A 21,717-nucleotide genomic window follows, 5' to 3' on the forward strand; every position below is an offset into this window, starting at 1 on the left:
AGACATTATGGTATCGCATTTTTGTTCTCGTCGTTTGGGGGATGCAATGGTGCTGGGCGGACTTGGCATCTGTACGGCAGCCATCATCATCATGCTTGCCAGCAGCGCACACGCCCAGACTGCAACGCCTGGACAAAGGGAAATCATCCGCGAACAGGTAAATCCGCAGACCGAAGACCCACTTAAACCCTGGCTTGGCGGCGATTGGCAGATCGGTGCCTTCGGCCAGATCAGCAGCAATCCCTATCGCGGGGCCGATAGTACAGATTTAGACGCGCTTCCGGTATTGGCCTACGATGCCGAACGTCTTCGTATCGGTATTGACGGCATTGATGCCAAAGTCTGGATGAATGACTTTGCCAGCGTTTCGATCATTGGTGGCCTTCGGATGGAGCCATTTGATCCGGGTGACTCAAGCTATCTGAACGGGCTTGAAAAACGCGATATGGCATACGAAGCCGGTATCGGCGGATCGCTGCGTGTTTGGCACGGCGAGCTTCAGGCAAGCTATCAGACTGATCTCAACAATGCTCATGGCGGGCATGAGGTGGATGTTGCTTATTACCTGCCAACCGAATACGAAAAGTTCAGCTTCAATGTCGGCGGTGGTGTGACCTGGCAAAGCGAAGACCTGGTTGATTACAACGTCGGCGTACGTCGCAATGAAGTGCGCAGTGATCGTGGCTTCTATTCCCCCGACGCCACCTTTATCCCGCATCTTGATTTCAGTGTGACCTATCCGGTGACCGAAAGTTTTGCCGTCGTCGGGACCACTGACGTTAAATTCCTGCTCGACGAATATACTGACAGTCCGATCATTGATGAGGACTATGTGCTCAGTGCTGGTCTGGTGCTGGTCTACACCTTCTGACCCTGAACCGTCTCCCTGTCATCATCTTACCTCGAACTTGTCGGCAAGCAATCAGGCTTTGCCGACGAGACGGACCGGCATCCCCCACTATTGCAACCAACTGCCGGTCCGTTACCTCTTTGCGCGACTTTGTTCCTGATCGATGACGGGTATCGGGATAGCAGCCAGTTTCACCCTGATACCTTCAGTTGCAGCAAATCCCATTTGTTGCCATAGAGGTCCTCAAACACGGCGACCATGCCATAGGGCTCATCGCGGGGAGCTTCAAGAAAACGAACCCCTGCATCAACCATGCATTTGTGATCGCGCTCAAAGTCATCTGTGTTCAGGAAAAAGCCAACCCGACCGCCGGTTTGATTGCCAATCGCGCTGACTTGGTCGTCATTGCCTGCTTTCGCCAGCAAAACACGTGTTTCACTAGCTCCCTTCGGGGAGACCACCACCCACCGTTTCCCGCAGCCCATGTCGGTATCTTCAATCAACTCAAAGCCGACTTTTTCGGTGTAAAATGCGATGGCTTCGTCATAGTCGCGCACGACAAGGGCGAACAAACCGATATGGGGCATGGCTATTTCGTGGTGGGAAATGGATCAGGGATGGCAGCTATATCAGGCCAAGCGTCTTAAAGGAATTATATCCGGCACGGCTGATGATGATGTGATCATGCACGGTGATGTCCATTGCTTTGGCGGCATCAACAATCTTGCGGGTCATGTCGATGTCACCCTTTGACGGGGTGGCATCGCCGCTTGGATGGTTGTGCACCAGAATAAGGGCGGAGGCATGCAGTTCAAGCGCGCGCTTGATGACTTCGCGCGGATAAACCGGCGTGTGATCGACCGTGCCGTGTTGATGGCATTCATCGGCGATCAGCCGGTTCTTGCGATCAAGAAACAGCAGATGCAGTTCCTCGTTCTTAAGATGCCCGATCCGGGCCCGGCAATAATCAATAAGCTGTTCCCAACTGGCGATCACCGGCAATTCCATCGCCCGTTCGCGTGATAGGTGGAGCGCGCAGGCTTCGGCAATCTTGATGGCGGCAATCCCCGCATCCCCAAGGCCTTTGGCGGTTTTGAGGTCTTCGGGACGGGCGGCCAGAACATTGGCAAAGCTGCCAAATTGCGCGATCAGCGATTTTGCCAGTGGTTTGACGTCGCCCCGCGGCATTGCCATGCACAGCATCAGTTCAAGCAACTCGTAATCGGCAAGGGCGGTCGCACCACCCTTGATAAACCGATCCCGCAGCCGTTGGCGATGCCCGTGATAATGGGGTTTTGCGGATTTGGATTTTTCGGCGTCCAGTGCGTCGGTGCCGAATGCGCCAAGCGTGCCTGATGCATGCGCTGTGCGGGCCTGATCGAAAAAGACCCGCGTGCCATCATCGATTTCTGATGAGGTCTGTTGGGCAGGAGTGGAAGCAGCTTTGCGATCCTGTTTTTCGCTCAAATCTGCTTCCCCTTGTTAGGTGCCCGTTACTCGGCGGTCTTGTCGAGGTTGTAGGGCGGCTTTTCCAGACCGGCCGGGGATCGGGTAAAGATTTCAAACCCGTCATCCGTCACGCCGAGCGAATGTTCAAACTGTGCAGACAGTTTGCGGTCTCGCGTCACGGCTGTCCAGCCATCGGGCAAAATTTTACACGCATAGGTGCCCTGATTGATCATCGGCTCAATCGTAAAGATCATGCCGGGCTCAAGCACCAGACCTTCGCCCGGCTTGCCGTAATGCAGGATATTTGGCGCATCATGGAATACTTGACCAAGCCCGTGACCGCAGAAATCGCGCACCACCGAAAAACGCTCGCTTTCGGCATAGGACTGAATGGCATGGCCGATATCGCCAAGGGTCGCCCCCGGTTTGACGGCATTAATACCGCGCCAAAGCGCTTCATAGGTCACATCGACAAGACGCTGCGCCATGACTTTGGGCGTGCCGGCAATATACATGCGCGATGTATCGCCATACCAGCCATCAAGGATGACCGTGACATCAATGTTCATGATGTCGCCATTGGCGAGTTTCTTGTCGCCTGGAATACCATGGCAGACCACATGGTTGATTGAGGTACAGGTCGATTTCGGAAAACCGCGATAGCCAAGGCAGGCCGAGATCGCATTGTGATCGCGGATATATTCATCGCACAGGCGATCCAGTTCGCCCGTCGTGACACCCGGAACCACATGCGGGGTAATCATATCAAGCACTTCTGCTGCCAGCTTGCCAGCGGCGCGCATGCCTTCAAATGCTTCGGGGCCGTGAATTTTAACTGTTCCGTTCGCCACCCGAAAATCTCCTTAAGCTCGGCTAGGTATGTATCTGTTTTATAGCCCAATGACATAAAGCCAGACGCCATAATTGGCAAGGATTGGCTGATATGCGCGGGCTTGGATGCTTGGCTGTGCGCTTATAATCCGGTAATCGGAAGCGCGTTTCGCACAGTGACTGCACTGGTATCAATTGCGCAATCATAGGAAATCGCCTCAACCCCGTTGGCACGCGCAGCCTTGAACCGTTCACCGTAATGCGGGTCGATGTCGGTCGCCAGAGTGAAACGGTCACAATCGGTGCGCTGGATCAGATAAAACATCACCGCCCGATGGCCTTCGGCAACCATATCGGCCATTTCATCCAGATGCTTTGCCCCGCGTGCGGTGACGGCATCGGGGAATTCTGCAAGGCCCGGAACATCCTGGTCACGTTTAAGATGGACGTTCTTGACCTCGACATAACAAAGACCGCGCTTTGGATCAGACAGCAATATGTCGATCCGCGAATTTTTGCCGTATTTGACCTCGCGCTTGAGGCTTTCATAGCCCGCCAGTTCGGGAATTTTCCCGGCAAGGATCGCTTCCTCGACAATGGCATTCGGGTGCGCGGTATTGATGCCGACCCACGCATCGCCGATCTGGCAAAGCTCCCAACTGTATTTCAATTTGCGCTTCGGATTGTCTGATTGCGACAGCCAGACATCAATTCCCGGCTCCTTCAGCCCGATCATCCCGCCCGGATTGGCGCAATGGGCGGTAATGACTTCACCACTGTCGAGCTCAACATCGGCGAGAAACCGTTTGTAACGTTTGATCAGCTTGCCGTGGATCAGGGGGCTTGGGAGCTGCATGTCAAATCTTTCGCAAATCTGTCCTGACAGAAACTGTCATGTGACGGGCGGTATCAGGCTGCCAATTTCGCGGCAAACAGGTCATACATCAACCCCTTGCAGCCACAATCCTTTCACGGAGCCATCATGCGTCAAAGCCTGCGCGATAAAATCATTGCTGTTTGCGACAAGAAAATCGCGCAAAAGGGGCCGGATGTCGGCCTTTCATTCTATGCGTTCTTTGCCAATCGCAATAACGACCCGGAAACACTGATGGAGGCCGCCACCTGGTGGATCAAAACCCACGAGCTTGATCACTTTGAAAAGGCGACCAACATCCGCGAGATGGTCTCAGCCGGGAGGTGATCCCGGCTTGATCCGGCTTTATTGCTTTTTCGCGTCATCACCCAAAAAATCAACCAGGCTGACCTGACCCGTTCCACGGCGCAGCGGTTTGGGCTGGCTTTCATCGGGTGCCCAGGCGGTTAGATAGATCACCTGAAACTTGGCATGGATGCGGCCATCAGGTCGCGCATGGCGTTCGTGATAAAGTGCTGCTGCCCGGGCAAGGGTGCTGCGTTTGGTGAATTTCTTGGACCGTTTGGCAATCAGGTTGCTTTCACCCATCCCCGAAAGATCGCGCATCAGTTTCAGCGCATCGGGATAGTCGATATAGATATCATCGGCATCGACCACCGGCAGGGCAAAGCCACTGCGCTGCAAAAGTGCGCCGGCATCCTTGACGTCGACAAAGGGCGATACACGCGGTGATACACCACCTTCTTCCTCGGCCTCCGCCGTCATCAGGGCTTCGCGCAAGTCCTTAAGCGTCTCGCCACCCAGCAAGCAAGCCAGAAGTAACCCGTCGGGTTTTAGGGCGCGGCGTGCTTGAAGCAACATACCGGGCAGGTCATTGACCCAATGAAGCGACAGGTTGGACAGGATCAGATCAAGCGATCCTTCGGCAAAGGGCAGGAATTCCTCGTCCGCGACCAGCGTGCCTTTGCCGTTATTGGCCTGTGCGGCCGTGGCATAGCCCCGCGAAATGTCGCTTTGATACAGCGTTTCGATGCCACCGCGTGTGCCAATGATTTGGCCTAATTCGCCGCTGTGACAGCCAAGATCTACCGCCAGCGGAAATGTGCGCGTGGTGTCATCAAGGCGATCGGCAAGGCGTTCGGCCGTTTCAGCAAACAGGAAGTTATAGTCCTGAGCCTTGGTAGCCGCACGGTCGCGGCGCAGTTTCAGGATGTCTCGATCAAAGACGGTGATCGGATCGGCCATGGGGCGGGAAGCTCCGGCTAAAATCGTTGTGAAAGTTACGATCTAGATAGAGCTTTGATCCCGCCCTTGCAATCGAAGAACCAGAAATCCATTCAGCCTATATCGACAGAACCAGTGGCGTTGGTTCGCCATCTTCCGGTTCAGCAGGGACAGCACAACAGATCAACGCTTCGTCTGCGCCGACTTTTGCGCTGGGCCGGTTTTTATAGGTCACGCTGCCCTGGGTGATTTTGGTGCGACATGTGCCGCAATTCCCACCCCGACAACTTGCCTCCGGCGTGAGACCGGCATCCTCGGCCAGTTCGAGCAACGTCTTGTTTGCATCCGGTTGCCAGACGGCCGACTGGTTTGATTGGGCAAATACGACCTTGGTGGCCTTGCTGCTTGCGCTGGGCAATTCGGGAACGTCGTCATCGCTGTCCCGGCTGCGGGTTAATGATGCGGGGCCAAATGCCTCTGCGTGAATGCGCTTGTCGGCGATGTTCAGCCCGCGCAGCCCGTCATAAAGACCTTGCATGAAGGGGGGCGGGCCGCACAGGTAGAAGTCAAAATCATCAAACGGCAAAACGGCCCGCAACAAGTTCATGTCGATATAACCCGATGCCTCGTAATCCTTGCGCGGTGTTGCGCCATCGGGATCACCAAGAACCCGGATGATACGGATGTTGCCCTGGGCGGCTTTGACCAGTTCGACAATTTCCGCATCAAAGGCACGGTCAGCAAGGCTCCGTGCTACATAAAACAGCCAGATCTGGCGGAAATTGCGTGTGCGTAATCCCTCGTAAACCGCATGGCGCATCATCGACATCATCGGCGTGATGCCAATCCCACCTGCCATTAAAACCATCGGCCGTTTGATATCCGGCAGCAGGGAAAAATCACCAGCAGGGGCGCGTGCCTCAAGCGTATCGCCAACATTCAAGTTGTCATGAAGATGGCCGGATACCATGCCTTCGCGTTTGACACTGATCCGATAGTGCGCATCCGACGGTGCGCTGGAAAGTGTATAGGTTCGGATCAACGGTTTGTCATGGCCCGCCACGTTCACCCGGATTGGCAAATGCTGACCGGGGTTAAACGATACCAAGCCACCCTGATCAGCCGGTTCGAGGTGGAAGGATTTGATCAGATGGTTCTCTTCTGTCATCCGCACCACTTTGAACGAGCGCCATTTTTGCGCGGCGCTCATCGCGGCAAGCTTCTTCTCGGCACTTTCCCAATCCCCGGTCAGAAGGCTGTTGGGGGACATGCCCTCTTCCTGCGGGCGCCAGCGGATTGGCAATGCCGATGCCCGCCAGACTGATTTGCGCGGGAAAACACGCCACAGCCGTTCGGCACCCTTGAAAGCACTGATTTCCGGGCCTTCGGTGATGACTTCTGCATCACCGGTAATTTGCAAGACATCACCGGTCGCAAAATCGGTAAAGACAAGACCTGCCTTGGGATTGCACAGGATATTGCCCAGCGTATTGAAAAACTGGTTTCCGGCGAAATCAGGAATAGTCAGGGTGCCATCGGTATCCACATGAACAAAGCCCGGTTTGCCACCACGATGGGATGCATCAACTTCGCGATGCCCGCCGTCACGATCAACATAGGTCGCAACGAAAAAGGTATCGGCCTGTGCAATCAGGTTTCGCGCCCGTTCATCAAGTTCGCCGGATATTTCGGGTTTGGATGTCGGTGCAGACATCGGGTCGCGGACAAATTCGAAATCGCGCAGACGGATATATTGCGGGCAGTTGCCAAAGCTGTGCCCGACCCGAATGTCAAATTTCGTACCAGTCTGTGCGGTAATGCGTCCATTCAACCGGTTGCGGCGACGCGTATGCAATTCGATGCCGATCATGCCAATCGGTTTGCCGTCGCCCATCCCGGCATCGGCAGGGTCATCGGCATCGAGTGGCAAATTGACGGACAGGTGATAGGGATCAGATGCCGACAGGAACCCGGGATGATTGGCGCGCAATGTTGCCCAGACATCATCGTTCTCGTCGACAGTTCCGAACACGGCAAAGGGCAGTTGCGGATAAAACTGGCGATGTTGATCGATCAGGTGATCACGCAGAACCCGTTTGCCGACATCCGCCATTTGTTGGCGCACACCGACGCGTTCCTGCATCTCGATTTCACCTTGGTGCCAGGCCTCACTGTCTTTTGGCAGCATAACTGGTGTGGATGTTGCGGTGTTGGCCGTGTTCATCTCGTGCTCCTGTCCATTGGAAAGACGGTATCGAGGCGGGGCAAATCCGGTGGGGCCGGTGCGTTTGAAGTTCTTGCGCGTTACGCAGGGATCAACGACCGGCCCACATCATCACGAAGCCGCCCGAAGACCGACCGACGACGTTTCAAACGGGACAAACCCCGGCAGTGCTTCAATACGTTTGAGCCATGCAAGGACATGCGTGTAGGGATCAAGCGCGACATTGCCTTCGGGGGCGTTGGCGATGTAGCTGTAAAGTGCGATATCGGCGGCGGTCGGATGATGAAGCGCAATCCAGTCGCGGTTTGACAGGCGATCATCGATCAGTTTCAGCACGCCATGCGCACGGGCAATGACATCGTTTGCATCAAACTTGGCACCAAACAACGTCAACAGACGTGCTGCACACGGGCCGTAGGCAATTTCACCCGCAGCAACCGAAAGCCAACGCTGAACCTGTGCCAGATCTGCCGCATCTTCGGGGAGCCAGTTGGTCGCGCCGACCTTTTTGGCAGCATAGACCATGATTGCGATGGAATCCGCGATAACAAGGTCGCCATCTTCAAGCACGGGAACCTGCCCGAACGGGTTCAGTTTAAGGAATTCCGGGGATTTATGTTCGCCATTGACCATGTCGACATGAACCAGTTCGTGATCAATGCCAAGCAGGCTAAGGAAAAGGTGGGCGCGATGGGCGTGTCCCGACAGCGCGAAATAATGCAATTTCATAAAACATCCTCCGAGTTACTGGTTCGCATGGGGCGAAAACGGAGGATATTGTGATTATTTCTATTTAATGATGGAATTCCGTTATTTGGAAATTTAGTATTCCGTTAAGTGGAATAATCACGGGGCGCAAGATGGACCGTTTCGAAGCAATGAATGTGTTTGTGCATGTGGTCGAGGCGCGCAGCTTCGCCGCCGCTGCCCGCGCATTGCGTCAAAGTCCACCTGCGGTCACCCGCGCGGTCGCGTATCTGGAGGATGTGACAGGCGCACGCCTTCTGACGCGGACGACCCGGTCGGTCACGGTGACAGAGCCCGGTGCACGGTATTATGCAGATTGCAAAAGATTACTGGCCGACCTGAAAGAAGTCGAAGCCGCCGCCGGCGGGGCCTATGCCAAACCAAGCGGGATGCTGACCATCACCGCCCCGGTTCAGTTCGGCCAGATGCATGTGGCACCGATTGTTGGCGCGTATCTGGATGAATATCCCGACATGCACGCACGTCTTTTGCTGTTTGATCGCATCGTCAATATTGTCGAGGAAGGCATCGACCTTGCCGTGCGCATCGGCGATCTGGCCGACTCATCATTAACGGCCGTGCGGGTCGGAGAGGTCAGCCAGATCCTTTGCGCATCTCCGGATTACATTGCGAGATTTGGAACGCCGCAAACACCCGCTGATCTTGGTGCCCATCGCCTCATTGCCACCACCGGATCGTCCGCGCGGCTTGATTGGCAATTCAGATCCCCGGATGGTGGGCGCAAGATCGGCTTTTCCCCGGATGCCAGATGGCAAACCAATTCGATTGAGGCCGCACGAAATGCCGCCCTCGATGGTTGGGGAATTGTGCGCATGCTGTCCTATCAGGCGGCCCCCTATCTTGCGGATGGGCGATTGGTGGCCGTGCTTGGCGATTATGATCCCGATCCGGTGCCAATCCATCTGGTCCATCCCGAGGGCCGCCATGCCCCGGCAAAGGTCAGGGCGTTTATTGATCTGGCGGCGGACACCTTACGGAAAAATCCGTTATTTGATTTTGGCTAATTCAATCCTTGCGTGTGTTATGCTGCCGGTTCTTCAAGGTGATCGTGGGTAGCATCGCAGATGATCGAATGGGTCCGCACCGTCTCAACCATGGGCGTTAACGCCATTTTACCACCGCGGTGCGGGGGCTGTGGCGATGTGACCGATACCACCCATGCGGTCTGTGCGGAGTGTTGGGCGGGTTTAAGGTTTATCACGGCCCCGCAATGTACCTGTTGTGGCTATCCGTTCGAACTTGATGATAGCGCTAACATCAGCAGTGATCCGGATGAAGCCGGACAGATTTTGTGTGGCAATTGTCTCCAAAAGAAACCGGCCTTTGATCAGGCACGGGCGGCGCTGGTGTATGATGATCACAGCCGCGAATACCTGTTGCGGTTCAAGCATGCGGATCGCGGTGACCTGACGCCGCTTCTTGCGCGCTGGATCTATCAGGCGGGCAGGGGGATCTGGGATCAGGCCGATCTGATCGTGCCAGTGCCGTTGCATCGAAGACGGCTTTTGAAACGGCGCTATAACCAGTCGGGCCTTTTGGCGGCAAAGCTTTCGCGCATGACAGGCGTGCCCTGGGATGGGCTGGTTTTGGCCCGTCAGCGCAATACAAGAAGCCTTGGCGGGCTTGGGCCATCTTCGCGCAAACGCGAAGTTGGCGGGGCATTTGTTGTCGAAGAAGCCCGCGCTGAGAAACGTAATCTTGCCGGGGCGCGGGTGGTGTTGGTTGACGATGTTCTGACCACCGGGGCGACGGCCAATGCCTGTGTTCGGGCGTTAAAGCAATCAGGCGTTATGCACGTATCTGTGATCACGGTTGCACGTGTCGTGCGATGACGCGCTGCAAGATTTCTGTTATATAGCCGTCATCTGACTGAAATTCCGCACCGTATCAGACGCAGTGGACCCGATAATCCGGGGCATTCGCGATGATCGGTTGCCAAAGAAAGGATGACTGCCTCATGGCAAAAGTTGAAGTCTATGCCACCGAATGGTGCCCGTATTGCAAGCGTGCGCGTAAGCTGCTTGAGGAAAAGGGTGCCAAATACCAGCTGATCGATGTGATGATGGAACCGCGTCGCAAAAAGGAAATGATGGACCGTGCCAATGGCCGTCACACCGTGCCGCAGATCTTCATCAATGACGAACATATTGGCGGCTGTGACGAGCTGATGGCGCTGGAAGCTGCTGATAAGCTCGAAGCCAAGCTGTCTGCCTGATCGCCAATCGGCTGATTAACGGCAATAGTCATAAAAAACCCCGGCCAGTTTGGTCGGGGTTTTTATTTGTCTGATGATTTTGATGTTAGCCGAAGGTGGTTTCCATTTCCTTGCGGAAGGCAATTGCCGGGTCCTTGGCGTCAAATTCGACATCGTCCCAGGTCAGGGTTTGATCCATGGCGACAGGTCGTTTGATTTTCAAATGATGCGCAAGCCCGATCGGAAGGGCATTGCGCGACTTTGACGTCAGGGCAGGCATCAGTTTGCCATAAACCGTATATCCGCCCTCGCCATCCAGCATTTCACCGGGTTTAAGATCACGTTTGGCGGTGGCAACCGCGTCGCCCGACCATGCGCGTGATGTGCCGGTGGCTTCCCCGCGCAGGGCGGCGGACGCCACCGAAATGCCAAGTTCCAACCCGATCAGGTGATAGGGCTTATACATGGTCGAATATTGTCCACTTGGATCGGTCAGAAGGCCATATTCGTTAAAGCAGCGCGCGACATATTCGCTGGGGGCCTCAAAGGTCACATAAACGCCCCAGCGCAGATCGCGGAACACCGGGCGGGTGTCGCGTTCAAGGCTTGAAACCACCTCGACCGTGCCTTTGCGATCCAGTATGCCACCACTTTCGCGCGGACAAAGCAGTCGGGGCAAATCATCCACCCCGCAGGCCGGGAACTGCAATCCGCAATCCTGTGGCACAAGATCACAGGCATTGGACACGGCCGCCATTTCAATGGCCGATTTGGTGCCATCCAGGAAGCTGTTGAAAATTTGCGGGTTCATGCCGCCGGCCTGCGCCTGTTCGGGTGTCAGGCCATAGTGATGCCAGACATCATCGGGCGTGACATGGTGATAGATCGGAAGGTATTTGGTGCCCTTGCCAGCACACGTTACCGGCAGACCAATCGCACGCGCCCAATCAACCATTTCCGAAATCAGCGCCGGTTGATCGCCATAGGCCATGGAATAGACAAGACCGGCGGCCTCGGCCCGTTTGGCAAGAAGTGGCCCGGCAAGCACATCGGCCTCGACATTGACCATGACGATATGGCGGCCATGTTCGATGGCCTTAAGCGCAAAGCGTATACCGGCGGCGGGGTTTCCGGTGGCATCAATGATGACTTCAAGCCCGTCGGCGGCAATCAGGGCATCTGCATCCTCGGTCAGCCATGTGGTGCCGTCGCGATAGGCCGATGCAGCGTCCTTTGCCGCAAACTGGTCATCGGACCATCCGACACGGCGCAGGGCGGCCTTGGTACGATCAATGCTAAGATCGGCAATACCCAGAACGTGATAGCCCGGATGATGGCCGGCCTGACTTAAAAACATCGATCCGAACTTGCCAGCACCGATAATGCCAACCCGGACAGGGTTGCCTTCATCAGCCCGTTTACGGAGCTTTGTATCAAGGTTCATTGGCGTTCCTCCCAGACAGGAAACTTGTCGTTCTTATATGGTTCTGCCTTTGGCGACGCGGACGGGTCATTGGCAGATTTTTTGAAGTCGATGAGGATTGGTGGTGCGAGGGTCGAGGAAAAGGCGGGCTGTTGGTGGCAGCGAGGGGAAGGTCAGCTTGGCTTTTCCATTCGGGAAATCAGGCGATCACGTGCATTGCGCCCATGATCGCGCGCCAGTTTTTCGGCAAGAGGACCATCGCCGACACAGATTGCATCGGCGATGGCCTGATGTTCCGTCCAGATCGGATCACGGGGGTACCCGATCTGCAGGTAGGCATGCATCACGCGTCTGATCTGAAGCCAGACTGCGGCTGATGCTTCGGGCAACAGGGGGTTACCCGACAAACGGTAGATCGTTTGATGGAATGCGACGTCGGCTGCAACAAGGTTTGCGGTGTCGCCGCTGCCCAGAGCGTGGTGTCCCTGTATAATGGCAGCCCGCAAAGCCGATTCCCGATCCGGTGCCTTGGTTTCAGCAGCAAGACGGGCAGCAAGCCCGTCAAATGCTTCTCTCAGGTCATAAACGTGACGGACAAGGTCGCTGTCGACAGGCGCAACGCGATATCCGCGCCGTCCCATCGGTTCGACCAGTCCATCACGACGCAGCAACCCCAGAGCTTGCAACACTGGTTGCCGCGAGACATTGAGTTCCTCGGCAATAGCTTCCTGACGCAAAGGTGTCCCGGGAGGGAGAGCACCGGAACACAAGGCATCAACCAAACGGTCATGCACTTCGTCAGTCAGACTTTTTCGGCCGGAAAGAGGTTCCATCTTCGATCCTCGTTAGGTGTACGGAATACTGTATACACTAATTTCGGGGATGAAAAGACTGAATTTAGGATGTGCGTGATGTCGGTTATTGATGCGGAAATGCGCAATGTGTCGGCTAAGGCGGAGGTCTTTTTACGGGCCCCGTTCGCCGCTGCGCTATCCCAATTGTCTATTGCGGCAGGCTGGGATGAGCCGCATCATAAAGACGGATAATGATAAAAAGGAGACTGCGTCATGACTCGTTTCATTGCGGCCTGCGTGCAGGTCAATTCGCGCGATGTGATGTCTGATAACCTTGCACGGGCGGCCACCTATGCCCGCGACGCCAGTGCTGCCGGGGCCAGATTGATCGCCTTTCCTGAAAACGTGTCGATGATGTCGTTTGGCGGCGAAAATGTCCGTGCCGCTGCCTTTCCCGAGAATGAGCATCCCGGTCTGGTTTTCTTTTGCGACCTGGCCGATGAATTGAAATCCACCCTGATTGTCGGATCGCTGCATGTCAAAGTGCCCGATGAAGATCGTGTTGCGAACCGGTGCTTTGTGATTGGTACGGATGGCAAGGTCATCACGTCCTATGACAAGATCCACATGTTTGACGTCGATCTGGCCAATGGCGAAAGTTACCGCGAAAGCAAAACATTCCGGCCCGGCAATGCGGCCCGACTAGCCGAAACCGAATTTGGCAAGGTCGGGATATCGATCTGTTATGACGTGCGGTTCCCGCATCTGTTTCGCGATTACGCCAAGGCGGGGGCAAAGATCCTGAGCATCCCGGCGGCCTTTACCCGCACCACCGGACAGGCGCACTGGCATACGCTTTTGAAGGCGCGTGCGATTGAAAACGGCTGCTTTGTGATTGCGGCAGCCCAGTGCGGTGATCATCCGGGCGACCGCCAGACATTTGGTCATTCCCTGATCATTGATCCGTGGGGACAGGTTTTGGCCGATGGTGGCACCGATCCGGGTTTCATCACCGCCGAGATTGATCTGACGCGCGTTGATGAAATTCGCCGGATGGTGCCATCACTTGGCAATGATCGGGAATATAAACCCTGCTAATCATCTTTGACCGAAGTGGTCAGGTGTAGCTGACCACTTCGAATTCAATGCCGTTTTCATCACGGAAATAGAACCGGCGACCGGGTTCGTAATCGGCATGGTTGAAGGTTTCGATGCCGTCGGCCTTGATCTTTGCCTCGGTCGCATCAAGGTCATCGACGACAATCCCGATATGGTTCAGCCCACCAATGGTGGCATAGGAGTTATCCTGGCCGTCCTTTGGTGTGCCAAGGGCGTAGATCGCGACATAACTTGTGTCATTGCCAACATGATAGGACAGCCCGCCATGGATGGCTTCCCCATGCCAGCGGGTGTGCCAGCCAAACCAGTTATGCAGGTTCCGGGCGGTTTTCGCCGGATCGGCGACCGTAAAATTCACGTGTTCAAGAAATGCAGCAGTCATGGCTTATCCTTGTTTTGGTGTGTCTGTTTTCCGATTTCCCTTCTTGGTAATTCCTCAACTATAGTTAAGGTCAAGGGGTAATTCTCTTTGATTGATATAGGAAGCACAGACCGGTTTTTCATAGGTTCACGCGATCTCACGAAACAGTGTCGCAACGTCATTTCGCTTTGAAGCCCTTCCCGGGCAAACTCGGTTCATCAGGGATTTTCAAACGGAGGAACAGGGATGATGTTCAAAAAGTTTTTGATCGGTTCGGCATTTGTTTTTGGCCTGTCGGGTGCCGCCTTTGCGGGCGAGCAATATGTCGATGAAACCGGCTTTGCGATCAGCGGCTATGACGCGGTGGCCTATTTCAATTTGCCGCAAAAGGATGTCGGCATGATGCAGCCCCATGCCGTTCCGGGCCGGGCCGACATTACCGCCGAATATAACGGCGCGACCTGGGCATTTGCGTCCGAGGAAAACCGAGACATGTTTATGGCCGATCCGGCGAAATACGCGCCGGCCTTTGACGGGCATTGTGCATACGGGGTTGTAAAGGGCGGCAAGGTGCCGGCCAACCCGAACCTGTGGCGGATCGTCGACGGGAAGCTTTATCTGAATATCACCCCCGCCGTCGTTGGTTTCTGGAACGAAGATATTTCAGGCAACATCAGTGCCGCCAAAGGCAACTGGACCGATCTTGAAAGCAAGTCCGCGTCGGACAAAAGCTGGATGGCAATTTCAGATAATGACGGCACCTATGATATGGCAGCCCCGATCAAGTAATATTGGGGGCGCGCAGACAAACAAAAACGCACCGGCAAACTGGCCGGTGCGTTTTGCATTTCAGGACAGTGACGCAGGGGATTAGCCCGCGATTTCACCGCCGTCATTTTTGGTTACAGCCACAACCGACGGACGCGGCGGCATTGCTGCCTGGAAGTCCGGCCAGCGGGTGCTTGGCGCGTCATAGGACGAACCGTCTGCCGGGTGCTGAACGGCAAGGAACAGCGTTTTCCCATCCGGGGTGAATTCCGGACCGCACATTTCCGCACCAACCGGGCACGCAAAGAAGAATTTGGTCAGCGCACGGCCTGGACCATCAACATCGGTGGCGTGCATGCCATCAGGAATGTCGGACTTCGGTGCGCCGTCAGTGGAAATCCACAGGCGACCACGGTGGTCGATTGCCATGTTATCTGGGCAGGAAACCCAGGATTCTGCCGCCGGATGGTAAACCGCCTTGTCATCGGCAACCGCCGGGTTACCCGCAGCAATCATGATGTCCCAGGTAAAGCGCGAAGCGGTGTGATCGGCATCCTTGCCGCGACCACCCGGAGGGGTGAGTTCCAGCACGTGACCATGCGGGTTGGCCGCACGCGGGTTTGCTGCGTTGCCTTCCTTGCGCTTGGAGTTGTTGGTCAGCATGACATAGACCTTGCCGTTGACCGGGTTCGGTTCGACGTCTTCCGGGCGGTCCATCTGGGTTGCGCCCAGAAGGTCGGCCGCACGGCGGGCTTCGATCAGAACATCAGCCTGGCTGTGGAAGTCGTTTTCAGCCGTCAGCGGGCCTTCACCGAAGATCAGCGGCATCCAGTCAAGGCTGCCATCTTCGTGGAACTGGGCGACAAACAGGGTGCCGTTTTCCAGAAGGTCCATGTTCGCGGCGCGATCATTCGGATTGTATTTGTTTGCCGCAATGAATTTGTAGAGATAGTCAAAACGCTGATCATCACCGGAATAGGCAACAACGGAGTTGTCCTTGTTGATGATGACGGTCGCACCTTCGTGCTTGAAGCGGCCAAGGGCGGTGCGCTTTTTCGGCATGGAGGTCGGATCGTACGGATCGATTTCAACCATCCAGCCAAATTTGTTCGGCTCGTTCGGGTCTTTTTCAACATTGAAGCGGTCGAAATATTTAACCCACGAGTACCAGCTGTCCTGGCTGATGCCCAGACGCTTGTAGTTGCGTTCTTCGCTGGTTTTGGCGATATCGCCGCCAAAGTAACCGTTGAAGTTTTCTTCGGCGATCAGAACCGTGCCCCACGGGGTTTTACCACCCGCACAGTTGTTCAGCGTCCCGATAACACGGGTGCCGGTCGGATCGGTGTTGGTTTTAAGGCGGTCATGACCAGCAGCCGGGCCGGTAATCTGCATTTCGGTGTCGATCGGGGAAATGCGGCGGGCATAATCGGACCCGTCGACAACCTGCCATTTGCCACCGGTTTTCTTGACTTCGATGACCGAATGACCGTGGGCAGCAATTTCGTGCAGTGCCTGTTCTTCGGATGCATCCATCGCGTCCTTAAGGCCTGACCACATCAGTTCGGCATTGGTGTATTCGTGGCTGACGCACAGCAGGCCATGGTCGGAATTCTGCGAACCAACCGGAAGCGGCATATAGCCGACATAGTCGCAGTTATAGCCAAACTGCTTGTTCTGCGCGTTGGCATCGACCTGACCCGGAACGAATGCCGGTGCATCGGCGACAACCTTGTCGCCCCAACGGATCAGCACACTTGCGTCATAGCCATCAGCAACAGCATGGGTTTCGGTGATTTTCTGCGGGATGGATTTGAAGGTCAGGGTGGATGGCGACTGCGCCTTGGCAACGCCTCTGGTCGCAATGCCTGCGCCCACAACAGCCGACGTCGCCATCAGGCCTTTGAAAAAGCCGCGGCGGGAAAAGCGTGCATTGATCAGATCGTCGATGCACGGATTGTTGGTCGGGTTGGACGGGATATCGTCGCTATCTTCGATGATTTCGTATTTATCGTTCATGGCTTTTCTCTCTTAACGCCTATGCCTGAAACAGCAGCAGGGAAGATGCCAGAAACGACACATTTTAATTGTGAAAGTTGTGTTTCTTTTTGCAAAAACAGTATGTTACGGATTTGTTTCAATCATCCATGCCGATCAGCTGATCCGCCTTATTCAGGCTTCTGCGCCACAATAGATTGTTTTATCGCTGTAATTTCATTACCCGGTTTCGCTCTGATCGGGCCTTGTTGCTGAGCAATGATCGTCCAGTCGGCAAACGTGTCCGCCAGTTCATCGGCGCGCAGCAGGAAATCCGGTGATCGCGGACGGCCATATGCCTCGTTCCCGACCATGAAGGTTTCATAAATCAGGGTGCCGCCCGGTCGGACGGTGTTGCGCAGATATTCAAACAACGGGCGATACAGGTAATTGGTAACAACGATCAGATCGAACTGTTGATCGTCCAATGGCCAGTTGCCGGTTTCAAGGTCGGCTTCGATCAAGTTGATTGCATGGTTCGTATCGGTATCGGTTTGCGAAAGATCGCGATCAATTGCCGTCACCTGCCAACCCTGATCCGCCAGCCAGAAGCTGTGCCGTCCCTTGCCGCACGCTAGATCAAGCGCGCGATTGCGGGTGGGGTGTGGCGTGGGACAGTGCTGTGTGACCCAGCTTGATGGCAATTGGGATGACATTTTTGTAAATCTTGGTTATTGAGTGTGGCGCCCGCAGGCTGGCGATCCTGGCCGATGCGCGCCATATGATCTGTATCTGATAGTGTTATCGTTTTGCTACTGGTTTGGCTTATACACGTACCATCATGATTCTATTTCAGCTTAAATGCGAACATGATCACGAATTCGAAGGTTGGTTCAAGGACGGCGCAACATATGACGCGCAGGCCGCCAGCGGGGATTTGTCCTGCCCGGTGTGTGGAACGTCAAATGTTGGCAAGGCCCTGATGGCGCCGCGTTTGCGCACGTCACGGCAAAAAGAAGTCGCTGCCGAAAAACAACAGCAAAAGGCAATCGCCGAAGCGACCCAGGCCGCAATTGCCGAAATTCGCAAACAGGTCGAAAGCAATTGCGAAAATGTCGGCAACAAGTTTGCCGAAGAAGCGCGTAAAATCCATTACGGCGAAACCGAAAAGCGCGGCATCTATGGTCAGGCGTCGCTTAAGGAAACCGCCGAACTGGTCGATGAAGGCATCGATGTCATGGCATTGCCGTGGGATGACGGAACCAAAAAGAACTGACGCGATCCAAGAAGATCAGTCAGGCTTTCGGGCAATCACCATATAATTCACATCAAGATCACGCGGGGCAGGCGACCATGTGTCATTGAACGGGTTGTAAGCCACCCCGGTAATGTCTTGAAGGTCCAGACCCGCACCACGCAGATAGCCCGACATTTCCGATGGTTTGACAAACTTGCGCCAGTCATGGGTGCCCGCAGGCAGCCAGCGCAGAACGTATTCCGCGCCGATTTTGGCCAGTGCCAGTGATTTGATCGTGCGGTTCAGTGTGGCGACAAACATCAAGCCACCCGGTTTGAGCACCGATGCACAAGCCTGCATGAAGAATTGCGGGTCATCGACATGTTCGATGACTTCCATGTTCAAAACGATATCAAACTGCTTGCCCTCATCGGCCAGCATTTCCGGCGTTGCGCAGCGATAGTCGATTTCAAGGCCGGATTGCGTCGCATGGATTTTGGCGACTTCGATATTGCTTTCGGACGCGTCAATCGAGGTCATTTTTGCGCCCATGCGCGCAAGCGGCTCGGACAGCAAACCAGCACCACAGCCGATATCAATGATTTCGATGCCTTTAAGCGGTTCAATCGTTTCCGGATCGCGGCCAAGATGCGCACAGATATTATCGCGCAGGATCTGCAGGCGCACCGGATTGAATTTGTGCAGCGGCTTCATCACACCATTTGGATCCCACCATTTTTCAGACATCGCAGAAAAACGTGCGATTTCATCGGCATTGGCGGTGCGGCTGGTGGGGGCGGATGCGTCCGACATGGTGTGGCTCCGAAGGCGTAAAACAACGTTGCTGTATGACGCCCTGTTTACGCGTGCGCGCACGTCAAGGCAATACTCACCTGTCAAATGACGGTGCGATGGCGGCGATCTGGCAGAAATTCAAAGCAAGGCAGCCATGTTCAGATGATGCATATCATCAGGGTTACTGGGTAATTTTCGCATGATATGCGACCCAATTTGCCGCATTCGGACGGTTTGGGACATTATCAGGTCAAAAAAATTGCTCTCACGCAATTTATCGGCATCCTTGACGCTTGTTTCGCGGGGATTATGGCAGTATTGATTACGCCGCTTGGATCAGGGGAAGCGCCGCAAATTCGGCATGCTTACCCGGGCCGGGACCGGATCACATGCCGTCACGTTCGGACAGCCGATGGACGGCGAGCATAGCGGGGATACTTCATGGCCCGTATTGTCATGAAATTTGGCGGCACTTCGGTCGCCGATGTCGAGAAAATCAAGAATGTCGCGCGCCGGGTGAAATCCGAGGTCGATGCCGGCAATCAGGTTGCTGTTGTCGTGTCCGCCATGTCGGGCAAGACCAACGAACTGGTTGGCTGGGCGCAGGAAGTTTCGCCGATGTATGATGCACGTGAATATGACGTGATCGTATCGTCGGGCGAACAGGTGACTGTCGGTTTGCTGGCCATGGCGCTGCAAAGCATGGATGTGCCTGCACGTTCCTGGCTTGGCTGGCAGATCCCGATCAAGACTGACGGCGCACATGCCAAGGCCCGGATCAAGGAAATCGACACCACCGAGCTTGATAAGCGTATGAATGGCGGTGAAGTCGTTTGCGTGGCCGGTTTCCAGGGGATCGCACCCGATAACCGCATCACCACCCTCGGGCGTGGCGGTTCGGATACGTCGGCAGTGGCCCTTGCCGCGGCACTTAACGCAGATCGTTGCGACATCTATACCGATGTCGACGGTGTTTACACCACCGATCCGCGCATCGTGCCCAAGGCGCGCAAGATCGAAAAGATTACCTACGAAGAAATGCTGGAACTCGCATCGCTTGGTGCAAAGGTTCTGCAAACCCGTTCTGTCGAGATGGCAATGAACCATCGCGTCCGGGTGCAGGTCCGTTCTACCTTTAGTGATGCAGAAGGAACACTTGTTGTAGACGAGGACGAGATCGTGGAACAGGAAGTCGTCAGCGGAATTGCCTATAGCCGTGATGAAGCCAAGATCACCTTGGTGAAAGTTGCGGACAAGCCGGGTATTGCCGCTTCAATCTTCAGCCCGCTGGCTGATGCCAATATCAATGTCGACATGATCGTGCAGAACGTCTCAGAAGACGGCAAAAGCACGGACATGACCTTTACCGTTCCGCGGGGTGAATTCCAGCGTGCGCTTCAGGTGATCGAAAAGAACAAAGACAAGATCGCCTATCAGGAACTGCTCAGCACCTCTGATGTGACCAAGGTGTCGATCATTGGTGTGGGTATGCGTTCCCACGTCGGTGTTGCGCGCAAGATGTTTGAAACCCTTGCGGAAAAAGGCATCAACATTCAGGTCATCTCGACCTCGGAAATCAAAGTCAGTGTTCTGATCGCCGAGGAATATACCGAACTTGCCGTTCGTGCGCTGCACACGGCATACGGTCTGGATGCCGAGTAAGTTCAACAGTTTGGCGATTAAGCCGCTGTTAAATTACCTGTAATAATACATACTAGCTGGAGCAGTGTGTTTCAGCCTTTGTAATGAAATGGCAGGAGACCACTGGTCTCCTGCGTTTCTGCTTTGGGGTACAGAGAATATGAGTGATCCGAAAATTGACGCCGCACGGGCGCGCCTGGAAAACCTGTGGGCATCGGGCAAGGAATTCCTTGGCACCGACTACGCCATTATGGCCGGCGCCATGTCCTGGGTTTCAGAGCGTCACCTTGTTTCGGCGGTCTCCAACGCGGGTGGTTTTGGTGTGATTGCCTGTGGGTCGATGACCCCGGATCTGTTGTCGGCTGAAATCGCCGCCACCAAGGAAATGACCAGCAAGCCGTTTGGCGTCAACCTGATCACCATGCACCCGCAGCTCAATGAACTGATTGAAGTGTGCCGTGAACACAGCGTTGGGCATGTGGTTCTGGCTGGAGGCCTGCCGTCATCAAACTCGATCAAGCAGGCCAAGGAATTTGCAAAGGTTGTCTGCTTTGCCCCGGCACTGGTTCTGGCCAAGAAGCTGATCCGCTCGGGTGCTGATGCGCTGGTGATTGAGGGCAGCGAAGCTGGTGGCCATGTTGGCCCGGTATCGCTGACGGTACTGGCACAGGAAATCCTGCCGGAAGTTTCCGATATTCCTGTTTTCTGCGCCGGGGGGATTGGCCGCGGTGAAGCGATTACCGGTTTGCTTGAGCAGGGGGCATCGGGGGTTCAGATCGGCACGCGTCTTGTTTGTGCCGAGGAATGCATTGCCCATCCCGATTTCAAAAAGGCCTTCATCCGTGCAAGTGCGCGTGATGCAGTGACCACCGTGCAGCTTGATGACCGTTTCCCGGTCATTCCGGTACGTGCGCTTGCCAACAAGGGCACCGAAGAATTCCGCAATACCCAGCGTGCCGTGATTGAAAAGTTCCGCGCAGGCGAACTTGACCAAGGCGCTGCACAGCTTGAAATTGAACATTTCTGGGCCGGTGCCCTGCGCCGTGCCGTGATTGATGGTGACGTCGAAAGCGGATCGGTTATGGCAGGACAGTCGGTTGGTATGGTAAAGAAAGAACAACCGGTTTCCGAAATCCTCGAAGAGTTGGTCGAACAGGCCGTTCAATCCCTGGTTAAGAGAGACAGCTAAGT

At 55.1% G+C, this 21,717-nt stretch carries 24 protein-coding genes; 11 read left to right on the forward strand and 13 right to left on the reverse strand.

The window, feature by feature from the left end:
- Positions 1-7 precede the first annotated feature (7 nt).
- On the forward strand, positions 8-871 hold the full coding sequence (locus WBY09_RS06890; RefSeq protein ID WP_252723959.1) for a MipA/OmpV family protein: 864 nt from the start codon (positions 8-10) through the stop codon (positions 869-871).
- 170 nt (positions 872-1,041) lie between these two features.
- Here WBY09_RS06890 and WBY09_RS06895 read toward each other — a convergent pair whose 3' ends face one another.
- The 4 genes from WBY09_RS06895 to sfsA form a co-directional block, all read right to left on the reverse strand.
- Positions 1,042-1,437, reverse strand: a complete 396-nt coding sequence (locus tag WBY09_RS06895) for a VOC family protein (RefSeq protein ID WP_197145515.1) — start codon at positions 1,435-1,437, stop codon at positions 1,042-1,044.
- A 37-nt stretch (positions 1,438-1,474) separates the two neighbouring features.
- Positions 1,475-2,317 carry a RadC family protein gene (gene radC / locus WBY09_RS06900; protein WP_336232318.1) on the reverse strand — a complete coding sequence of 281 codons (843 nt, stop codon included), beginning with the start codon at positions 2,315-2,317 and terminating at the stop codon, positions 1,475-1,477.
- A gap of 26 nt (positions 2,318-2,343) precedes the next feature.
- Entirely contained in the window at positions 2,344-3,150 is an 807-nt protein-coding gene (gene map, locus WBY09_RS06905; protein ID WP_336232319.1) for a type I methionyl aminopeptidase, read from the reverse strand.
- Positions 3,151-3,272: 122 nt separating this feature from the next.
- On the reverse strand, positions 3,273-3,986 hold the full coding sequence (sfsA, locus tag WBY09_RS06910) for a DNA/RNA nuclease SfsA (protein WP_336232320.1): 714 nt from the start codon (positions 3,984-3,986) through the stop codon (positions 3,273-3,275).
- Between the two features lie 126 nt (positions 3,987-4,112).
- Here sfsA and WBY09_RS06915 point away from each other — a divergent pair, with 126 nt between their 5' ends.
- A complete protein-coding gene (locus tag WBY09_RS06915; RefSeq protein WP_336232321.1) occupies positions 4,113-4,331 on the forward strand; it encodes a DUF6500 family protein in 219 nt (72 codons plus the stop codon).
- Positions 4,332-4,349: 18 nt separating this feature from the next.
- On the opposite strand, the gene WBY09_RS06920 is transcribed toward WBY09_RS06915, so the two are convergent.
- The 3 genes from WBY09_RS06920 to WBY09_RS06930 form a co-directional block, all read right to left on the reverse strand.
- On the reverse strand, positions 4,350-5,249 hold the full coding sequence (locus WBY09_RS06920; protein ID WP_336232322.1) for a methyltransferase domain-containing protein: 900 nt from the start codon (positions 5,247-5,249) through the stop codon (positions 4,350-4,352).
- Positions 5,250-5,346: 97 nt separating this feature from the next.
- Positions 5,347-7,452: a pyridoxamine 5'-phosphate oxidase family protein gene (locus tag WBY09_RS06925; RefSeq protein WP_336232323.1), complete on the reverse strand. Its 2,106-nt coding sequence runs from the start codon at positions 7,450-7,452 to the stop codon at positions 5,347-5,349.
- A 111-nt stretch (positions 7,453-7,563) separates the two neighbouring features.
- On the reverse strand, positions 7,564-8,181 hold the full coding sequence (locus WBY09_RS06930) for a glutathione S-transferase family protein (RefSeq protein ID WP_336232324.1): 618 nt from the start codon (positions 8,179-8,181) through the stop codon (positions 7,564-7,566).
- A gap of 131 nt (positions 8,182-8,312) precedes the next feature.
- On the opposite strand from WBY09_RS06930, the gene WBY09_RS06935 reads away from it, so the two are divergent.
- The 3 genes from WBY09_RS06935 to grxC all read left to right on the forward strand — a co-directional run bounded on the left by WBY09_RS06935 (position 8,313) and on the right by grxC (position 10,435).
- A complete protein-coding gene (locus tag WBY09_RS06935; protein ID WP_336232326.1) occupies positions 8,313-9,224 on the forward strand; it encodes a LysR substrate-binding domain-containing protein in 912 nt (303 codons plus the stop codon).
- A 60-nt stretch (positions 9,225-9,284) separates the two neighbouring features.
- Positions 9,285-10,052, forward strand: a complete 768-nt coding sequence (locus WBY09_RS06940) for a ComF family protein (protein ID WP_336232327.1) — start codon at positions 9,285-9,287, stop codon at positions 10,050-10,052.
- Between the two features lie 125 nt (positions 10,053-10,177).
- Positions 10,178-10,435, forward strand: a complete 258-nt coding sequence (gene grxC, locus WBY09_RS06945) for a glutaredoxin 3 (RefSeq protein WP_008891709.1) — start codon at positions 10,178-10,180, stop codon at positions 10,433-10,435.
- Between the two features lie 85 nt (positions 10,436-10,520).
- Here the strand turns inward: grxC and WBY09_RS06950 are convergent, their stop codons facing one another.
- Both WBY09_RS06950 and WBY09_RS06955 read right to left on the reverse strand, forming a co-directional pair.
- Positions 10,521-11,858 carry an NAD(P)H-dependent oxidoreductase gene (locus WBY09_RS06950; protein ID WP_336232329.1) on the reverse strand — a complete coding sequence of 446 codons (1,338 nt, stop codon included), beginning with the start codon at positions 11,856-11,858 and terminating at the stop codon, positions 10,521-10,523.
- Between the two features lie 152 nt (positions 11,859-12,010).
- A complete protein-coding gene (locus tag WBY09_RS06955) occupies positions 12,011-12,670 on the reverse strand; it encodes a GntR family transcriptional regulator (protein WP_008891707.1) in 660 nt (219 codons plus the stop codon).
- A gap of 78 nt (positions 12,671-12,748) precedes the next feature.
- Between WBY09_RS06955 and WBY09_RS06960 the strand changes: the two genes are divergently transcribed.
- Complete coding sequence (locus tag WBY09_RS06960; protein WP_336232330.1) at positions 12,749-12,883, forward strand: hypothetical protein; 135 nt, start codon at positions 12,749-12,751, stop codon at positions 12,881-12,883.
- 21 nt (positions 12,884-12,904) lie between these two features.
- Entirely contained in the window at positions 12,905-13,729 is an 825-nt protein-coding gene (locus WBY09_RS06965; RefSeq protein WP_336232331.1) for a carbon-nitrogen hydrolase family protein, read from the forward strand.
- A gap of 19 nt (positions 13,730-13,748) precedes the next feature.
- Here WBY09_RS06965 and WBY09_RS06970 read toward each other — a convergent pair whose 3' ends face one another.
- Entirely contained in the window at positions 13,749-14,132 is a 384-nt protein-coding gene (locus WBY09_RS06970; protein WP_336232332.1) for a VOC family protein, read from the reverse strand.
- 225 nt (positions 14,133-14,357) lie between these two features.
- Here WBY09_RS06970 and WBY09_RS06975 point away from each other — a divergent pair, with 225 nt between their 5' ends.
- Positions 14,358-14,900 (forward strand): YHS domain-containing (seleno)protein, encoded by a 543-nt coding sequence (locus WBY09_RS06975; protein ID WP_336232333.1) that lies wholly within the window; start codon positions 14,358-14,360, stop codon positions 14,898-14,900.
- Positions 14,901-14,981: 81 nt separating this feature from the next.
- Here WBY09_RS06975 and WBY09_RS06980 read toward each other — a convergent pair whose 3' ends face one another.
- Both WBY09_RS06980 and WBY09_RS06985 read right to left on the reverse strand, forming a co-directional pair.
- Positions 14,982-16,895 carry a PhoX family protein gene (locus WBY09_RS06980; protein WP_008891703.1) on the reverse strand — a complete coding sequence of 638 codons (1,914 nt, stop codon included), beginning with the start codon at positions 16,893-16,895 and terminating at the stop codon, positions 14,982-14,984.
- A gap of 149 nt (positions 16,896-17,044) precedes the next feature.
- Entirely contained in the window at positions 17,045-17,569 is a 525-nt protein-coding gene (locus tag WBY09_RS06985) for a class I SAM-dependent methyltransferase (RefSeq protein ID WP_336232334.1), read from the reverse strand.
- Positions 17,570-17,694: 125 nt separating this feature from the next.
- Here WBY09_RS06985 and WBY09_RS06990 point away from each other — a divergent pair, with 125 nt between their 5' ends.
- The gene (locus tag WBY09_RS06990) at positions 17,695-18,129 is read left to right on the forward strand and encodes a DUF1178 family protein (protein WP_063088954.1); all 435 of its coding nucleotides are present in this window, start codon (positions 17,695-17,697) and stop codon (positions 18,127-18,129) included.
- Positions 18,130-18,144: 15 nt separating this feature from the next.
- Here WBY09_RS06990 and ubiG read toward each other — a convergent pair whose 3' ends face one another.
- A complete protein-coding gene (gene ubiG / locus WBY09_RS06995) occupies positions 18,145-18,903 on the reverse strand; it encodes a bifunctional 2-polyprenyl-6-hydroxyphenol methylase/3-demethylubiquinol 3-O-methyltransferase UbiG (RefSeq protein ID WP_336232335.1) in 759 nt (252 codons plus the stop codon).
- A 423-nt stretch (positions 18,904-19,326) separates the two neighbouring features.
- Here ubiG and WBY09_RS07000 point away from each other — a divergent pair, with 423 nt between their 5' ends.
- The gene (locus tag WBY09_RS07000) at positions 19,327-20,547 is read left to right on the forward strand and encodes an aspartate kinase (RefSeq protein ID WP_008891699.1); all 1,221 of its coding nucleotides are present in this window, start codon (positions 19,327-19,329) and stop codon (positions 20,545-20,547) included.
- Positions 20,548-20,686: 139 nt separating this feature from the next.
- Complete coding sequence (locus WBY09_RS07005; RefSeq protein WP_336232336.1) at positions 20,687-21,715, forward strand: NAD(P)H-dependent flavin oxidoreductase; 1,029 nt, start codon at positions 20,687-20,689, stop codon at positions 21,713-21,715.
- Positions 21,716-21,717: the final 2 nt, after the last annotated feature.

Source organism: Thalassospira sp. CH_XMU1458 (genome assembly GCF_037027205.1).
GTDB lineage: Bacteria > Pseudomonadota > Alphaproteobacteria > Rhodospirillales > Thalassospiraceae > Thalassospira > Thalassospira tepidiphila.

Excerpts from the sequence above, each read along its gene's own strand:
- WBY09_RS06890 (WP_252723959.1), top strand. The coding sequence starts at position 8 with ATGGTATCGCATTTTTGTTCTCGTCGTTTGGGGGATGCAATGGTGCTG.
- WBY09_RS06895 (WP_197145515.1), bottom strand. The coding sequence starts at position 1,437 with ATGCCCCATATCGGTTTGTTCGCCCTTGTCGTGCGCGACTATGACGAA.
- sfsA (WP_336232320.1), bottom strand. The coding sequence starts at position 3,986 with ATGCAGCTCCCAAGCCCCCTGATCCACGGCAAGCTGATCAAACGTTAC.
- WBY09_RS06915 (WP_336232321.1), top strand. The coding sequence starts at position 4,113 with ATGCGTCAAAGCCTGCGCGATAAAATCATTGCTGTTTGCGACAAGAAA.
- WBY09_RS06920 (WP_336232322.1), bottom strand. The coding sequence starts at position 5,249 with ATGGCCGATCCGATCACCGTCTTTGATCGAGACATCCTGAAACTGCGC.
- WBY09_RS06925 (WP_336232323.1), bottom strand. The coding sequence starts at position 7,452 with ATGAACACGGCCAACACCGCAACATCCACACCAGTTATGCTGCCAAAA.
- WBY09_RS06930 (WP_336232324.1), bottom strand. The coding sequence starts at position 8,181 with ATGAAATTGCATTATTTCGCGCTGTCGGGACACGCCCATCGCGCCCAC.
- WBY09_RS06935 (WP_336232326.1), top strand. The coding sequence starts at position 8,313 with ATGGACCGTTTCGAAGCAATGAATGTGTTTGTGCATGTGGTCGAGGCG.
- WBY09_RS06940 (WP_336232327.1), top strand. The coding sequence starts at position 9,285 with ATGATCGAATGGGTCCGCACCGTCTCAACCATGGGCGTTAACGCCATT.
- grxC (WP_008891709.1), top strand. The coding sequence starts at position 10,178 with ATGGCAAAAGTTGAAGTCTATGCCACCGAATGGTGCCCGTATTGCAAG.
- WBY09_RS06950 (WP_336232329.1), bottom strand. The coding sequence starts at position 11,858 with ATGAACCTTGATACAAAGCTCCGTAAACGGGCTGATGAAGGCAACCCT.
- WBY09_RS06955 (WP_008891707.1), bottom strand. The coding sequence starts at position 12,670 with ATGGAACCTCTTTCCGGCCGAAAAAGTCTGACTGACGAAGTGCATGAC.
- WBY09_RS06960 (WP_336232330.1), top strand. The coding sequence starts at position 12,749 with ATGTCGGTTATTGATGCGGAAATGCGCAATGTGTCGGCTAAGGCGGAG.
- WBY09_RS06965 (WP_336232331.1), top strand. The coding sequence starts at position 12,905 with ATGACTCGTTTCATTGCGGCCTGCGTGCAGGTCAATTCGCGCGATGTG.
- WBY09_RS06970 (WP_336232332.1), bottom strand. The coding sequence starts at position 14,132 with ATGACTGCTGCATTTCTTGAACACGTGAATTTTACGGTCGCCGATCCG.
- WBY09_RS06975 (WP_336232333.1), top strand. The coding sequence starts at position 14,358 with ATGATGTTCAAAAAGTTTTTGATCGGTTCGGCATTTGTTTTTGGCCTG.
- WBY09_RS06980 (WP_008891703.1), bottom strand. The coding sequence starts at position 16,895 with ATGAACGATAAATACGAAATCATCGAAGATAGCGACGATATCCCGTCC.
- WBY09_RS06985 (WP_336232334.1), bottom strand. The coding sequence starts at position 17,569 with ATGTCATCCCAATTGCCATCAAGCTGGGTCACACAGCACTGTCCCACG.
- WBY09_RS06990 (WP_063088954.1), top strand. The coding sequence starts at position 17,695 with ATGATTCTATTTCAGCTTAAATGCGAACATGATCACGAATTCGAAGGT.
- ubiG (WP_336232335.1), bottom strand. The coding sequence starts at position 18,903 with ATGTCGGACGCATCCGCCCCCACCAGCCGCACCGCCAATGCCGATGAA.
- WBY09_RS07000 (WP_008891699.1), top strand. The coding sequence starts at position 19,327 with ATGGCCCGTATTGTCATGAAATTTGGCGGCACTTCGGTCGCCGATGTC.
- WBY09_RS07005 (WP_336232336.1), top strand. The coding sequence starts at position 20,687 with ATGAGTGATCCGAAAATTGACGCCGCACGGGCGCGCCTGGAAAACCTG.